Raw genomic sequence first — 13548 nt, 5'->3', positions numbered from 1 at the left:
CGTTCATCTGCCAAAACCACCACGAGGTCACGCGGAGTACCTCGTACGGGGCGTCAGTTGTGGCTGTGCAGGAACTCGTTCAGGCCGCCCCATACCGCGTTGTTCGGGCGGGCCTCGACGGTGCCGGTGACCGAGTTGCGGCGGAAGAGGATGTTGGAGGCGCCGGACAGCTCGCGGGCCTTGACGATCTGGCCGTCGGGCATGGTGACGCGGGTGCCGGCGGTGACGTAGAGGCCGGCCTCGACGACGCACTCGTCGCCGAGGGCGATGCCCACGCCCGCCTCGGCGCCGACCAGGCACCGCTCGCCGATGGAGATGATGACGTTGCCGCCGCCGGACAGCGTGCCCATGGTCGACGCGCCGCCGCCGATGTCGGAGCCGTCACCGACCACGACACCCGCGGAGATACGGCCCTCGACCATCGACGTGCCGAGCGTGCCGGCGTTGAAGTTGACGAAGCCCTCGTGCATGACGGTGGTGCCCTCGGCGAGGTGCGCGCCGAGGCGGACCCGGTCGGCGTCGGCGATGCGCACGCCCTTGGGGGCCACGTAGTCCGTCATGCGCGGGAACTTGTCCACGGAGGTCACCTGGAGGTGCAGGCCCTCGGCGCGGGCGTTCAGCCGGACCTTCTCCAGGTCGTCGACGGCGACCGGGCCGAGCGAGGTCCAGGCGACGTTGGCGAGGAAGCCGAAGATGCCGTCCAGGTTCTGGCCGTGCGGCTTGACCAGGCGGTGGGAGAGCAGGTGCAGACGCAGGTAGGCGTCGTGCGCGTCGATCGGCTTCTCGTCGAGCGAGGCGATGACCGTGCGGACCGCGACCACTTCGACGCCCCGGCGGGCGTCCGGGCCGATCGCCGCGGTGGCGCCGCCGCCGAGCAGCTCCGCGGCACGCTCGGCGGACAGCCGCTCGGTGCCGGACGGGCCGGGCGCGTCGGCCAGCTCGGGCGCGGGGAACCAGGTGTCGAGAACGGTGCCGTCGGCGGCGATCGTGGCGAGGCCGGCGGCCACGGCGCCGGTGGTGCGAGGAGCAGTCGTGTCGGTCATGAGGGCAACCTAACCGGCGGACACGGGTCGATGCGAACCGGTCCCCGGACGTCTCACAAGCCGGTCGGTGCCACCCCGGCAGCCGGTACGACCCCAACAGCCGGTACCACCCCGACAGCCGGTGCCACCCCGACAGCGCAGGCGCCCTCCGAGGACCGCCTCCTCCCCCTCACCCCGCCCCGGCCGCCGTCCCCGTCAGCACCCGCCCCAGGACCTCCCGCGCGTACTCCTCGTCGTACGGCACCCCCGTCAGCAGCACCTGGAGGCAGATCCCGTCGACGACCGCCACCAGGGCCCGCGCGGTGACGCGGTCCGTGCGGCGGGAGAGCTGCTCGGCGACGCCCTCGGCCCACTCGGCGGCGACGGGCCGCAGGGCGGGCCGGCGCAGCGCGGCCAGGTACAGCTCGTACTCCAGCTCCACCCCCGTGCGGTCGCCCGAGAGCCACTGTCCGATCCAGCCGGCGAGGGAGGCGGCCAGATCGGTCCGCGGGTCGTCCATGTCGCCGCACGAGGCGATCACCTTGGCGAAGCCCTCGTTGGTCTGGCGCAGCGCGGCGACCAGCAGTTCGTCGAGGGTCTTGAAGTGGTACGTCGTGGAACCGAGCGGCACGTCGGCCTCCGCGGCCGCGGTGCGGTGGCTCAGCCCGGCGATGCCCTTCGCGCCGACGACCCGGATCGCCGCGTCGATGATCCGCTGCCGGCGCTCGGGGTCGTGCCGCCGGGGCATCAGTGCGCACCGCCCAGGTTCAGCACCACGACCCCGACGATGATCAGCGCGATCCCGGCGGCCTTGGCGACGGTGAGGCCCTCGCCGAGGAAGGCGATGCCGATGGTGGCGATGGCGGCGGTGCCGACCCCGGCCCAGATGGCGTAGGCCGTGCCGACCGAGACGGTCTTCAGCGTCTGCGCGAGCAACGCGAAGGAGAGCACGTATCCGAGGAGTGTGAGCAGCGAGGGCCCGATCTTGCTGAACCCGTCGCTGTACTTCATGGCGGTGGTCGCGGCCACCTCGGCGGTGATGGCGCCGGCCAGCAGAAGGTAACCCATGTGTACGAGCGTACACAGCATCTGTACGCCCGTACACAACAGCGGTACGGACCAGCCGGCAACGGCTTGATATCGGCGAGAAACCGCTCTCTTCAAACGAGCCACAGGCGTCTCAGATGTCCACTACGGTGTCACCGATCACACACCGGGCCACCACAACTGCGCCGCCGTCAAGGGTGCCCCGCCGGAGGAACGCCGCATGTCAGACGAGAAGTCCCGCCCGCCCCAGGAACGCCCCTGGGAGAGCGGCTGGGCCCCGGACACCACCCGGGCACCGGGAACGCGACGGCTCTGGCTGGCCGGTGCGCTGGCCCTGGCCACGATCACCGCGTGCGTCACGGCCGTCTCCGTGATGGAGAACGAGTCCGACGAGCCGGCGCACCGGGCGGCGGAGCCGACCACGCTGGGCAGCTCGGCCCCCGGCGGTCTGATCTCCTTCGCGACCCCCTCCACGAGCTCCGCCGCAGCCCCGGGCGCGGACCGCGGCCGTCCCTCCCCCACCCCGGCCACGACCGCTCCCACGGGCTCCGCCCCCGCTCCGCGGCCGCAGCAGAAGACACCCGGGACGCCGGAGTCCGCCGGCCCCTCGAAGCCCTCGAAGCGGCCCGCTGCCCCGGGCATCTCCATACGCTCGGTCAACTACCCCGACCGCTACTGGCGCGTCCGCGACGGCTCCGTGCGCCTGGACCCGGTCGGCCCCGGCGCCCGGCACCGCGAGGACGCCACCTTCCGGCGCGTCCCCGGGCTCGCCGCCCCCTCCTGTTCCTCGTTCGCCACCGCGGACGGCCGCTACCTCCGCCACCGCGGCTTCGTCCTGGTCGAGGACGCCGACGACGGCTCGCCGCTGTTCCGCAAGGACGCCACCTTCTGCCCCCGGCCCGCGGCCTCCTCGGGCGCGGTCATGCTGGAGTCGGTCAACTTCCCCGGCCGCTTCCTGCGCCACCGCGACTTCCGGCTCCGTCTGGACCCGTACGAGCACAGCGCCCTGTACCGCGCGGACTCGGCGTTCCGGCTGGTGGCCGGAGTGGGCTGAGGGAGCATGCGCGAAGGGGCGGCACCCGGGAGGGTGCCGCCCCTTTTCGCTTTTCGCCGCTTCGGGGTCTCAGACGTTGAACCCGAGCGCCCGCAACTGCTCACGGCCGTCGTCCGTGATCTTGTCGGGGCCCCACGGCGGCATCCAGACCCAGTTGATGCGCAACTCGTTGACGAGGCCGTCCGTGGCGGACTTGGCCTGGTCCTCGATGACGTCCGTCAGAGGGCAGGCCGCCGACGTGAGGGTCATGTCGACGGTCGCGATGTTCGACTCGTCGACGTGGATGCCGTAGATCAGGCCGAGGTTGACGACGTCGATGCCCAGCTCGGGGTCGACGACGTCCATCAGGGCCTCGCGGAGTTCCTCCTCCGAGGCCGGCTTCATCTCCACGGTCTCGCTCATGCCGTCGTCTCCTTCTCGGCGTCGGCTCCGCCCAGTACCTGGGCCGTAGCGTCCTTCCAGGCCATCCAGCTCAGCAGGGCGCACTTGACCCGGGCCGGGTATTTCGACACCCCGGCGAACGCGACCGCGTCCTCCAGGATGTCCTCCATCGCCTCGTCGGGCTCGAGCTTGCCCTTGGACTGCATCAGCTCCAGGAAGGTCTCCTGGATCTTCCGCGCGTCGGAGAGCTCCTTGCCGACGAGGAGGTCGTTCAGTACGGACGCGCTCGCCTGGCTGATCGAGCAGCCCTGGCCCTCGTACGAGACGTCCTCGATCGTCGTGCCGTCGTACTTCACGCGCAACGTGATCTCGTCACCGCACGTCGGGTTGACGTGGTGCACCTCGGCGTCGCCATCCCGAAGACCACGCCCGTGCGGGTTCTTGTAGTGGTCCAGGATGACTTCCTGGTACATGGAGTCCAGCTTCACGGTCTCAGCTCACGCCCTTCAGCCGAAGAAGTTCCGAACGTGCTCCAGGCCGTCGACCAGCGCGTCGATCTCGGCCGGCGTGGAGTACAGATAGAACGACGCTCGCGTGGTCGCAGGAATTCCGTACCGCAGGCAGACCGGCCGGGCGCAGTGGTGGCCGACCCGGACCGCGATGCCCTGCTCGTCGAGAACCTGGCCCACGTCGTGGGGATGGATGTCGCCGAGGGTGAAGGAGATCGCGGCGCCGCGTTCCTCGGCCGTGGTCGGGCCGATGATGCGCAGGTCGGGGACCTCCAGCAGCCGCTTGACCGCGTACTCGGTCAGCGCGTGCTCGTGGGCGAGGATCTTGTCCATGCCGATCGAGTTGAGGTAGTCGATCGCCGCGCCGAGACCGACCGCCTGGGCGATCGGGGGCGTGCCCGCCTCGAACTTGTGCGGGGCGGGAGCGTACGTCGACGAGTGCATCGACACGGTCTCGATCATCTCGCCGCCGCCGAGGAACGGGGGCAGGTCCTCCAGCAGCTCCTGGCGGCCCCACAGGACGCCGATGCCGGTCGGGCCGCACATCTTGTGGCCGGTGAAGGCCACGAAGTCGGCCTGCAGGGCCTGTACGTCCAGCGGCATGTGCGGGGCGGCCTGGGAGGCGTCGACGCAGACCAGGGCGCCGACCTCCTGGGCACGGCGCACGATCGCCTCGACCGGGTTCTGGGTGCCGAGGATGTTGGAGACCAGCACGAAGGAGACGATCTTCGTCTTCTCGGTGATGATCTCGTCGATGTTCGACAGGTCCAGGCGGCCGTCGTCGGTGAGGCCGAACCACTTCAGCTTCGCGCCCGTGCGCTGCGCGAGCAGCTGCCACGGCACGATGTTGGAGTGGTGCTCCATCTCGGTGATGACGATCTCGGTCTCGGAGTCCACGCGGTAGGGCTCGTCGGCCCAGCCCAGCATGTTCGCCACGAGGTTGAGCGACTCGGAGGCGTTCTTGGTGAAGATCACCTCGTCGCGCGAAGGCGCGTTGACGAACTCCGCGACCTTGTCGCGCGCGCCCTCGTACAGCGCCGTGGCCTCCTCGGCGAGCACATGCACACCGCGGTGGACGTTGGCGTTGTAGCGCTCGTAGTACTCACTGAGTGCGTCCAGCACCTGGCGCGGCTTCTGGCTGGTCGCCGCGTTGTCCAGGTACACGAGCTTCCGGCCTTCGTGGACCTGCCGGTCCAGGATGGGGAAGTCCTTGCGGATCGCCTCGGTGTCGAGGAGGCCCGGCAGCTGTGTCACGCGGATGCGCCACCCTTCGTGTATGCCTCGTAACCCTCGTTCTCCAGCTTGTCGGCGAGCTCGGCGCCGCCGGACTCGACGATGCGGCCGGCCGAGAACACGTGGACGTGGTCGGGCTTGATGTAGCGCAGGATGCGCGTGTAGTGCGTGATCAGCAGGGTGCCGACCTCGCCGGTCTCGCGGACGCGGTTGACGCCCTCGGAGACGACCCGCAGCGCGTCGACGTCGAGTCCGGAGTCGGTCTCGTCGAGGATCGCGACCTTCGGCTTGAGCAGCTCGAGCTGGAGGATCTCGTGGCGCTTCTTCTCACCGCCGGAGAAGCCCTCGTTGACGTTGCGCTCGGCGAAGGCGGGGTCCATGTTGAGGCGCTCCATGGCCTCCTTGACCTCCTTCACCCAGGTGCGCAGCTTGGGGGCCTCGCCGCGGATCGCGGTGGCGGAGGTGCGCAGGAAGTTGGAGACGGAGACGCCGGGGACCTCGACCGGGTACTGCATGGCGAGGAACAGGCCGGCGCGGGCGCGCTCGTCGACGGACATCTCCAGGACGTCCTCGCCGTCGAGGGTGACGGTGCCGCCGGTGATCGTGTACTTCGGGTGCCCCGCGAGCGAGTAGGCGAGGGTCGACTTGCCCGAGCCGTTGGGGCCCATGATGGCGTGCGTCTCGCCCTGCTTCACGGTGAGGTCGACGCCCTTGAGGATCTCCTTCGTGGCGTTGTCGGCCTCGACGGTGACGTGCAGGTCTCGGATTTCAAGCGTTGCCATGGGTGCCTCAGGACTCCTGGGTGAGGGAGACGAGCACGTCGTCCCCTTCGATCTTTACGGGGTATACGGGGACGGGACGCGTCGCCGGAAGGGCGTCGGGCTTGCCGGAGCGGAGGTCGAAGCGCGAGCCGTGCAGCCAGCACTCGATGTGGCAGTCGTCGACCTCGCCCTCCGACAGGGAGACGTTCGCGTGCGAGCAGATGTCGTGGATCGCGAACACCTCGCCCTCGGTCTGCACGATGGACACGGGCGTGCCGTCGAGTTCCACCCGCTTCGGGGTGTCCTCCTCCAGCTCGCCCAGTCCACAGGCGCGTACGAAGGTCATGCGACGGCCGCCTCCAGCTCCTCCTCGATCTTGGCGATCAGGCGCTCCTCGATGTCGGGGAGGCCGATCTGCTGGACCAGTTCGGCGAAGAAGCCGCGGACCACCAGACGGCGGGCCTCGTGCTCCGGGATGCCGCGGGCCATGAGGTAGAAAAGCTGCTCGTCGTCGAAGCGGCCGGTCGCCGAGGCGTGGCCGGCGCCGACGATCTCACCGGTCTCGATCTCCAGGTTGGGCACGGAGTCGACCCGGGCGCCGTCGGTGAGGACGAGGTTCCGGTTCATCTCGTACGTGTCCGTGCCCTCGGCCTTGGCCTCGATGAGCACGTCACCGATCCACACGGCGTGGGCCGCGTCGCCCTGGAGCGCGCCCTTGTAGACGACGTTCGACTTGCAGTGCGGGACGTTGTGGTCGACCAGGAGGCGGTGCTCCTGGTGCTGGCCCCGGTCGGTGAAGTAGAGGCCGAACAGCTCGGCCTCGCCGCCGGGGCCGGCGTACTGCACGCGCGGGTGCAGCCGGACCACGTCACCGCCGAACGTGACGACGACGGACTTGAAGGAGGCGTCGCGGCCGACGAGCGCGTTGTGCTGCGCGACGTGGACGGCCTTCTCGTCCCAGTCCTGCACGGAGACGACGGTGAGCTTGGCGCCGTCGCCCAGCAGGTAGTCGACGTTGGCGGCGAGCACCGCGTCACCGGTGTGGTCGATGACCACGACGGCCTCGGCGAAGGCGCCCAGCTCGATCACCTGGTGGCCGAAGGCGGTGCCGCCCTCGCCGTGCACCGCGATGCGGATGGGCTCGGTGAGGACGGTCTCCTTGGGAACGGTCACGACCGAGGCCTTCTCGAAGGCCGAGTAGGCCTGGGCGGCGATCCGGTCCACCGGGGTGCCGGCCTTGCCGAGCCGCGCGTCGTCGCGGCCGACGGCCTCGACGGTGACGCCCTCGGGGGCCTGGACGTCGACCTTCACGCCGTTGCCGGTGGCGACGGCGGTGCCGTCGTGCAGGCCGCGCAGGCGCTCCAGCGGGGTGAACCGCCACTCCTCCTCACGGCCGTGCGGGACGGGGAAGTCCGCGACGTCGAAGGAGGGGGGCGCGCTCATGCGGGTGGCGACGGTCGACTCCGCGGCGACCGCGATCGAGCCCGCGGTCGTCGACCCCACGGGGATGTTCTGGGCCTCAGCCATGGCTGTCGTAGTGCTCTCTTTCCTGGATGGACGTCTGCTGTCGAGGGGGGCGGGTCAGCCGACCGCGCCTTCCATCTGCAGCTCGATCAGCCGGTTGAGCTCCAGCGCGTACTCCATGGGGAGCTCCTTGGCGATGGGCTCGACGAAGCCGCGCACGATCATCGCCATGGCCTCGTCCTCGCTCAGGCCGCGGCTCATCAGGTAGAAGAGCTGGTCCTCGGAGACCTTGGAGACGGTCGCCTCGTGGCCCATGGACACGTCGTCCTCGCGGACGTCCACGTAGGGGTAGGTGTCCGAGCGGGAGATGGTGTCCACCAGCAGCGCGTCGCAGAGCACGTTGGACTTGGAGCCCGGGGCGCCCTCGCCGATCTCGATCAGACCGCGGTAGGAGGTGCGGCCGCCGCCTCGCGCCACCGACTTGGAGACGATGTTCGACGAGGTGTTGGGGGCCATGTGGACCATCTTGGCGCCCGCGTCCTGGTGCTGGCCCTCGCCCGCGAAGGCGATGGACAGCGTCTCGCCCTTGGCGTGCTCGCCCATCAGGTAGACGGCCGGGTACTTCATCGTCACCTTGGAGCCGATGTTGCCGTCGACCCACTCCATGGTCGCGCCCTCGTACGCCACGGCGCGCTTGGTGACCAGGTTGTAGACGTTGTTCGACCAGTTCTGGATGGTCGTGTAGCGGCAGCGGGCGTTCTTCTTGACGATGATCTCGACGACCGCGGAGTGCAGCGAGTCCGACTTGTAGATCGGGGCGGTGCAGCCCTCGACGTAGTGCACGTAGGCACCCTCGTCGACGATGATCAGGGTCCGCTCGAACTGGCCCATGTTCTCCGTGTTGATGCGGAAGTAGGCCTGGAGCGGGATCTCCACGTGGACGCCCGGCGGCACGTAGATGAAGGAACCGCCCGACCACACGGCGGTGTTCAGCGCGGCGAACTTGTTGTCACCGGCGGGGATGACCGTGCCGAAGTACTCCTTGAAGAGCTCCGGGTGCTCCTTCAGCGCGGTGTCGGTGTCGAGGAAGATGACGCCCTGCTCCTCCAGGTCCTCGCGGATCTGGTGGTAGACGACCTCCGACTCGTACTGCGCGGCGACACCGGCGACGAGGCGCTGCTTCTCCGCCTCGGGGATGCCGAGCTTGTCGTACGTGTTCTTGATGTCCTCGGGCAGGTCCTCCCAGGACTCCGCCTGCTTCTCCGTGGAGCGCACGAAGTACTTGATGTTGTCGAAGTCGATGCCGGAGAGGTCCGAGCCCCAGTTCGGCATGGGCTTCTTCTCGAACAGGCGCAGGCCCTTGAGGCGGAGCTTGGTCATCCACTCCGGCTCGCTCTTCTTGGAGGAGATGTCCCGGACGACGTCCTCGCCCAGGCCGCGACGTGCCGACGCACCGGCCTCGTCCCGGTCGGCCCAGCCGTATTCGTACTTGCCCAGACCCTCGAGCTCAGGGTGGGCAGTCTCCGTGGGGAGAGTCATGCGGGGTTCCTCCCGGCCGTGCTTGCAGATGCGTTGTGGGAAATCTTGGGGATGAACGTCGTGCAGACGCCGTCGCCGTGCGCGATGGTGGCGAGCCGCTGTACGTGCGTACCGAGCAGCTCCGCGAAAAATTCCGTCTCCGCCTCGCACAGCTGCGGGAACTGCTCGGCGACGTGGGCGACCGGGCAGTGGTGCTGGCAGAGCTGTTCACCCTGTTGCGGGTGGGGGGCGCTGCGCGCGGTAGCAGCGTACCCGTCCGCGCTCAGGGCCTTGGCCAGCGCTTCGGTCCGCTTCTCCGGCGGGGCCGCCTCCACCGCCCGGCGGTAGGCGCCCGCCTGCGCGGCGATCCGTGCCCGGGCGAAGGCGGCGATGGCCTCGCTGCCGCCCTCGCGCTCGGCGATCCAGCGCAGCGCGTCCGTCGCGAGCTTGTCGTACGACTGGTCGAAGGCGTCCCGGCCGCAGTCGGTCAGGGCGAACACCTTGGCGGGCCGGCCGCGGGTGCGCGCGCCGTAGATCCGCTGTTCGCGGGGCTCCACGACACCGTCGCCCGCGAGGGCGTCGAGATGCCGGCGTACGGCCGCCTGGGTGAGGCCCAGCCGCTCGGCGAGTTCCGCGACGGTCGAGGGGCCGTGGTCCAGGATGGACCGCGCGACCCGGTTGCGGGTGGACCGCTCCCCGGTCGCGAGCTCCTCCTGGGGGGTCCCCGTGGGGGTCTCCCGAGCCTCGCCGACGTTTTTCACAACGCCATTGTTGCGTAATTCCTCAGGACCGGGCAAGCCGCGTCCGACCCGCCCGACGGTGCCCTGCGTCACTTAGGTATACCTAATCTGACCTGCGGAAATGATCTCTGATCGATCAAAGCGGTGGCATGGTGCAGCCACTTCGGGGAGACTCCCCCACCATGGTCACACCCCCTCCCACCGGCCCACTTGTCACCCGGGACACCCTGCGCGACCAGGTGCGCGAGCTGGGTGTGCGGCCCGGCGAGACCCTCCTGGTGCACTCCTCGCTCAGCGCTCTCGGCTGGGTCAACGGCGGTGCCGTCGCGGTGGTGCTGGGACTGCTCGACGCACTCGGCCCGGACGGCACGCTCGTGGTTCCGACCCAGACCGGCGACATCTCCGACCCCGCGCTGTGGAGCAAACCGCCCGTGAACCCGGAGTGGTGGGCCGACATCCGCGCCACGATGCCCGCCTACGACCCGCTCGTCACGCCCAGCCGCGGCGTCGGCGTCGTCCCGGAGACCGTGCGCACCTGGCCCGGCGCCCTGCGCAGCGCGCATCCGCAGACCTCCTTCGCGGCGGTCGGCCCGCGCGCGGCGGAGATCGTCGAGGGGCACGCGCCCGACTGCCGGCTCGGCGAGCGCAGTCCGCTCGCGAAGCTGGAGGCGACGGGCGCCCGGGTCCTGCTGCTCGGCGCCGGATACGCCTCCTGCACCAGCTTCCACCTCGCCGAGTACCGGATCCCCTCCCCGCGCGTCGCCGTCGGCCGCCCTGGCCCGCACGGCTGGGAGACCGTGACCGAGGTGTCGATCAGCTCGGACCGTTTCGACGAGCTGGGCTACGACTTCGAGCGGGACCGCCCCGTCCTGCGCGGGAAGGTCGGGGCGGCCGAGGCGCGGCTGTTCCCGGTGAAGGACGCGGTGGACTACGCCGAGCGGTGGCTCGCGACGCACCGGCCGCGCGAGGAGGAGTAGCCGCACCCCCCGCTTCGGACCCCCGCGCGCCTACCTAGACTCTGGAGTCATGCGAAGCGACCCCGTGGTCCAGGTCCAGGCCCTGGTGAAGCGGTACGGCGACAAGACCGCGGTGGACGGGCTGGACCTGGTGGCCCACCGGGGCGTGACCGCGGTGCTCGGACCCAACGGGGCGGGCAAGACGACCACGGTCGAGACCTGCGAGGGGTACCGGAAGCCGGACTCCGGCACGGTGCGCGTCCTGGGCCTCGACCCGGTCCGGCAGTCCTCGGACCTGCGGCCCCGCGTCGGCGTGATGCTCCAGTCCGGTGGCGTCTACTCGGGCTCGCGCGCCGACGAGATGCTCCGCCACGTGGCGAGACTGCACGCCCACCCCCTGGACGTGGACGCCCTCATCGAACGCCTCGGGCTCGGCTCCTGCGGCCGTACGTCCTACCGGCGGCTGTCGGGCGGGCAGCAGCAGCGGCTCGCCCTGGCCATGGCCGTGGTCGGCCGCCCCGAGCTGGTGTTCCTGGACGAGCCGACCGCCGGCCTCGACCCGCAGGCCCGCCGCGCCACCTGGGACCTGGTGAGGGACCTGCGCGCCGACGGCGTCTCCGTGATCCTCACCACGCACTACATGGACGAGGCCGAGCAGCTCGCCGACGACGTGGCGATCATCGACGCCGGCCGGGTCATCGCCCAGGGCACCCCGGAGGAGCTGTGCCGGGGCGGCGCCGAGAACACCCTCCGCTTCAGCGGCCGGCCCGGCCTCGACGTGGGCTCGCTGCTGAAGGCCCTGCCCGCCGACTGCTCGGCCGCCGAGCTGACGCCGGGCTCCTACCGGGTCACCGGCAAGGTCGACCCCCAACTGCTCGCGACGGTCACCTCCTGGTGCGCCCAGCACGGCGTGCTGCCGGAGAAGATCTCGGTGGAGCGGCACACCCTGGAGGACGTCTTCTTGGAGCTCACCGGCAAGGAGCTGCGCTCATGACCGCCACCGGCACCGGGACGTACACGCCGAGGCCCGGCGCGGCCCCGCTCCCCCGCATGATCGCGGCCCAGGCCCTGCTCGAGACGAAGATGCTGCTGCGCAACGGCGAGCAGCTGCTGCTCACCGTCGTCATCCCGACGCTGCTGCTCGTCCTGTTCAGCACCGTGGACATCGTGGACACGGGCTCCGGGGAGGCGGTCGACTTCCTCGCCCCGGGCATCCTGGCGCTCGCGGTGATGTCGACGGCGTTCACCGGCCAGGCGATCGCGACCGGCTTCGAGCGGCGCTACGGCGTCCTGAAGCGGCTCGCCGCCTCGCCCCTGCCCCGCTGGGGGCTGATGACGGCGAAGACGCTGTCCGTGCTGGTCACCGAGATTCTCCAGGTGATCCTGCTGACGGTGATCGCCTTCTCGCTGGGCTGGTCGCCGCACGGCAACCCGTTCGCGGTGCTGCTGCTCCTGGTCCTCGGCACGGCGGCCTTCTCGGGCCTCGGGCTGCTGATGGCCGGGACGCTGAAGGCCGAGGCGACCCTGGCCGCGGCGAACCTGGTGTTCCTGCTGCTGCTCGTCGGCGGCGGGGTCGTCGTCCCGCTCGACAAGTTCCCGCAGGGCGCGCAGGACGTACTGGGCCTGCTGCCCATCGCGGCGCTCTCGGACGGCCTGCGGGACGTCCTGCAGCACGGCGCCGGGATGCCCTGGGGCGATGTGGGGATCCTCGCGGTCTGGGCGGTCGCCGCCCTCACCGCCGCCGGGACGTTCTTCCGCTGGGAGTGAGAGGCCATGCCGGACCCTCGTGAAAGCGTGCACAAGCGGCCGCCTACGATGGGACGCGTGCCAAAAGTGACCCGTGCCGACGCCCTGGCGGCCCTGCGGAACCCGCTCGCCTTCATCGCCGCACGCTGGACCCCGGAACCCCGGACCGTCCGGCGCGCGACCCTGTCCGCGCTCGTGATGTCGGTGCTCATCGTCGTCACCGGCGGTGCGGTCCGCCTGACCGGCTCGGGTCTGGGCTGCCCGACGTGGCCCAAGTGCACCGACGACTCGCTCACGTCGACCGCCGCGATGGGCGTGCACGGCGCCATCGAGTTCGGCAACCGCATGCTCACGTACGTGCTGTGCGCCGCCGTCGGCTGGGCCATCATCGCCGCGCGCTCGCAGAAGCCGTACCGGCGCGGCCTGGTCCGGCTGGGCTGGGCGCAGTTCTGGATCGTGATGAGCAACGCGGTGCTGGGTGGCATCGTGGTGCTGGTCGGTCTGAACCCGTACACGGTCGCGGCGCACTTCGTGGCGACGTCGGCGCTGATCGCGGTGGCCACGGTGATGTGGCAGCGCGTCGGCGAGGGCGACGGGGAGCCGCGGCCGCTGGTCGGCAAGGCCGTGCAGCAGCTGGTGTGGTTCCTGGTCGCCGCGTCCGTGCTGCTCATCCTGGTGGGCACGGTCGTCACCGGGGCGGGCCCGCACGCCGGTGACTCCAGCGAGGTCGAGCGGATGCCGGTCGACTGGGAGACGGTGAGCAAGCTGCACGCCGTGCTGGCCTGGATCGTGGTGACGCTGACGTTCGCCCTGTGGTTCGTCCTCAAGGCCGTCGACGCGCCCGGGGGCCCGCTGCGCCGCACCCGCGAGCTGTTCCTGATCCTGCTCGCCCAGGGCGCCATCGGCTACGTCCAGTACTTCACCGACCTGCCCGAGATCCTGGTCGGCCTGCACATGTTCGGCTCGGCCGTGATGTGGATCTGGGTGCTGCGGGTGGTGCTGTCGCTGCGCGAACGCCCGGGGGTCCTGGCCGAGGTGCCCGGCCCCGCCGCCGAGGCGAGCCTCACCAAGGCCTAGACCGGACGCTCACCCGGGCTGACCGAGCGCCGTACACCCG

16 protein-coding genes are annotated in these 13548 nt (G+C 70.5%); 5 read left to right on the top strand and 11 right to left on the bottom strand.

Going from position 1 to position 13548, the window contains the following annotated elements:
- Positions 1–53: 53 nt before the first annotated feature.
- The 3 genes from dapD to CHR28_RS07535 form a co-directional block, all read right to left on the bottom strand.
- Positions 54–1043 (bottom strand): 2,3,4,5-tetrahydropyridine-2,6-dicarboxylate N-succinyltransferase, encoded by a 990-nt coding sequence (gene dapD, locus CHR28_RS07545; RefSeq protein ID WP_094052696.1) that lies wholly within the window; start codon positions 1041–1043, stop codon positions 54–56.
- Between the two features lie 169 nt (positions 1044–1212).
- The gene (locus tag CHR28_RS07540; RefSeq protein WP_094052695.1) at positions 1213–1770 is read right to left on the bottom strand and encodes a TetR/AcrR family transcriptional regulator; all 558 of its coding nucleotides are present in this window, start codon (positions 1768–1770) and stop codon (positions 1213–1215) included.
- Positions 1770–2090, bottom strand: a complete 321-nt coding sequence (locus CHR28_RS07535) for a DMT family transporter (RefSeq protein ID WP_094052694.1) — start codon at positions 2088–2090, stop codon at positions 1770–1772. The genes CHR28_RS07540 and CHR28_RS07535 overlap by 1 nt, the downstream gene beginning before the upstream one ends.
- 199 nt (positions 2091–2289) lie before the next feature.
- Between CHR28_RS07535 and CHR28_RS07530 the strand changes: the two genes are divergently transcribed.
- Complete coding sequence (locus CHR28_RS07530; protein WP_094052693.1) at positions 2290–3123, top strand: AbfB domain-containing protein; 834 nt, start codon at positions 2290–2292, stop codon at positions 3121–3123.
- Between the two features lie 69 nt (positions 3124–3192).
- Here the strand turns inward: CHR28_RS07530 and CHR28_RS07525 are convergent, their stop codons facing one another.
- From CHR28_RS07525 to CHR28_RS07490, 8 genes are read right to left on the bottom strand one after another with little or no spacing between them, the layout of a single operon-like run.
- On the bottom strand, positions 3193–3525 hold the full coding sequence (locus tag CHR28_RS07525) for a metal-sulfur cluster assembly factor (RefSeq protein WP_010039749.1): 333 nt from the start codon (positions 3523–3525) through the stop codon (positions 3193–3195).
- Positions 3522–3992 carry a Fe-S cluster assembly sulfur transfer protein SufU gene (sufU, locus tag CHR28_RS07520; RefSeq protein WP_094052692.1) on the bottom strand — a complete coding sequence of 157 codons (471 nt, stop codon included), beginning with the start codon at positions 3990–3992 and terminating at the stop codon, positions 3522–3524. The genes CHR28_RS07525 and sufU overlap by 4 nt, the downstream gene beginning before the upstream one ends.
- 18 nt (positions 3993–4010) lie before the next feature.
- Positions 4011–5267 carry a cysteine desulfurase gene (locus CHR28_RS07515; RefSeq protein ID WP_094052691.1) on the bottom strand — a complete coding sequence of 419 codons (1257 nt, stop codon included), beginning with the start codon at positions 5265–5267 and terminating at the stop codon, positions 4011–4013.
- A complete protein-coding gene (sufC, locus tag CHR28_RS07510; protein ID WP_094052690.1) occupies positions 5264–6028 on the bottom strand; it encodes a Fe-S cluster assembly ATPase SufC in 765 nt (254 codons plus the stop codon). The genes CHR28_RS07515 and sufC overlap by 4 nt, the downstream gene beginning before the upstream one ends.
- A gap of 7 nt (positions 6029–6035) precedes the next feature.
- Positions 6036–6353, bottom strand: a complete 318-nt coding sequence (locus tag CHR28_RS07505; protein WP_020273986.1) for a non-heme iron oxygenase ferredoxin subunit — start codon at positions 6351–6353, stop codon at positions 6036–6038.
- Positions 6350–7534, bottom strand: a complete 1185-nt coding sequence (gene sufD, locus CHR28_RS07500; protein ID WP_094052689.1) for a Fe-S cluster assembly protein SufD — start codon at positions 7532–7534, stop codon at positions 6350–6352. The genes CHR28_RS07505 and sufD overlap by 4 nt, the downstream gene beginning before the upstream one ends.
- Before the next feature lie 54 nt (positions 7535–7588).
- Positions 7589–9010, bottom strand: a complete 1422-nt coding sequence (gene sufB / locus CHR28_RS07495) for a Fe-S cluster assembly protein SufB (RefSeq protein ID WP_094052688.1) — start codon at positions 9008–9010, stop codon at positions 7589–7591.
- Positions 9007–9750 (bottom strand): helix-turn-helix transcriptional regulator, encoded by a 744-nt coding sequence (locus tag CHR28_RS07490; RefSeq protein ID WP_094052687.1) that lies wholly within the window; start codon positions 9748–9750, stop codon positions 9007–9009. The genes sufB and CHR28_RS07490 overlap by 4 nt, the downstream gene beginning before the upstream one ends.
- A 161-nt stretch (positions 9751–9911) precedes the next feature.
- Here CHR28_RS07490 and CHR28_RS07485 point away from each other — a divergent pair, with 161 nt between their 5' ends.
- The 4 genes from CHR28_RS07485 to CHR28_RS07470 are packed head-to-tail and all read left to right on the top strand — an operon-like array spanning position 9912 to position 13508.
- Positions 9912–10706 carry an aminoglycoside N(3)-acetyltransferase gene (locus tag CHR28_RS07485; protein WP_094052686.1) on the top strand — a complete coding sequence of 265 codons (795 nt, stop codon included), beginning with the start codon at positions 9912–9914 and terminating at the stop codon, positions 10704–10706.
- Between the two features lie 49 nt (positions 10707–10755).
- On the top strand, positions 10756–11679 hold the full coding sequence (locus tag CHR28_RS07480; protein WP_094052685.1) for an ABC transporter ATP-binding protein: 924 nt from the start codon (positions 10756–10758) through the stop codon (positions 11677–11679).
- Positions 11676–12452, top strand: a complete 777-nt coding sequence (locus CHR28_RS07475; protein WP_094052684.1) for an ABC transporter permease — start codon at positions 11676–11678, stop codon at positions 12450–12452. The genes CHR28_RS07480 and CHR28_RS07475 overlap by 4 nt, the downstream gene beginning before the upstream one ends.
- Before the next feature lie 6 nt (positions 12453–12458).
- The gene (locus CHR28_RS07470) at positions 12459–13508 is read left to right on the top strand and encodes a COX15/CtaA family protein (RefSeq protein WP_094052683.1); all 1050 of its coding nucleotides are present in this window, start codon (positions 12459–12461) and stop codon (positions 13506–13508) included.
- The last annotated feature ends 40 nt before the right edge of the window (positions 13509–13548 follow it).

It is taken from the genome of Streptomyces sp. XY006, assembly GCF_002237655.1.
GTDB lineage: Bacteria > Actinomycetota > Actinomycetes > Streptomycetales > Streptomycetaceae > Streptomyces > Streptomyces levis.
This window is presented reverse-complemented; position numbering and strand designations above follow the sequence as displayed.

Coding starts and splice junctions, on each gene's coding strand:
- dapD (WP_094052696.1), bottom strand. CDS start 1,043: ATGACCGACACGACTGCTCCTCGCACCACCGGCGCCGTGGCCGCCGGC.
- CHR28_RS07535 (WP_094052694.1), bottom strand. CDS start 2,090: ATGGGTTACCTTCTGCTGGCCGGCGCCATCACCGCCGAGGTGGCCGCG.
- CHR28_RS07505 (WP_020273986.1), bottom strand. CDS start 6,353: ATGACCTTCGTACGCGCCTGTGGACTGGGCGAGCTGGAGGAGGACACC.
- CHR28_RS07480 (WP_094052685.1), top strand. CDS start 10,756: ATGCGAAGCGACCCCGTGGTCCAGGTCCAGGCCCTGGTGAAGCGGTAC.
- CHR28_RS07540 (WP_094052695.1), bottom strand. CDS start 1,770: ATGCCCCGGCGGCACGACCCCGAGCGCCGGCAGCGGATCATCGACGCG.
- sufC (WP_094052690.1), bottom strand. CDS start 6,028: ATGGCAACGCTTGAAATCCGAGACCTGCACGTCACCGTCGAGGCCGAC.
- CHR28_RS07485 (WP_094052686.1), top strand. CDS start 9,912: ATGGTCACACCCCCTCCCACCGGCCCACTTGTCACCCGGGACACCCTG.
- CHR28_RS07530 (WP_094052693.1), top strand. CDS start 2,290: ATGTCAGACGAGAAGTCCCGCCCGCCCCAGGAACGCCCCTGGGAGAGC.
- CHR28_RS07475 (WP_094052684.1), top strand. CDS start 11,676: ATGACCGCCACCGGCACCGGGACGTACACGCCGAGGCCCGGCGCGGCC.
- sufD (WP_094052689.1), bottom strand. CDS start 7,534: ATGGCTGAGGCCCAGAACATCCCCGTGGGGTCGACGACCGCGGGCTCG.
- CHR28_RS07470 (WP_094052683.1), top strand. CDS start 12,459: ATGCCGGACCCTCGTGAAAGCGTGCACAAGCGGCCGCCTACGATGGGA.
- CHR28_RS07525 (WP_010039749.1), bottom strand. CDS start 3,525: ATGAGCGAGACCGTGGAGATGAAGCCGGCCTCGGAGGAGGAACTCCGC.
- sufB (WP_094052688.1), bottom strand. CDS start 9,010: ATGACTCTCCCCACGGAGACTGCCCACCCTGAGCTCGAGGGTCTGGGC.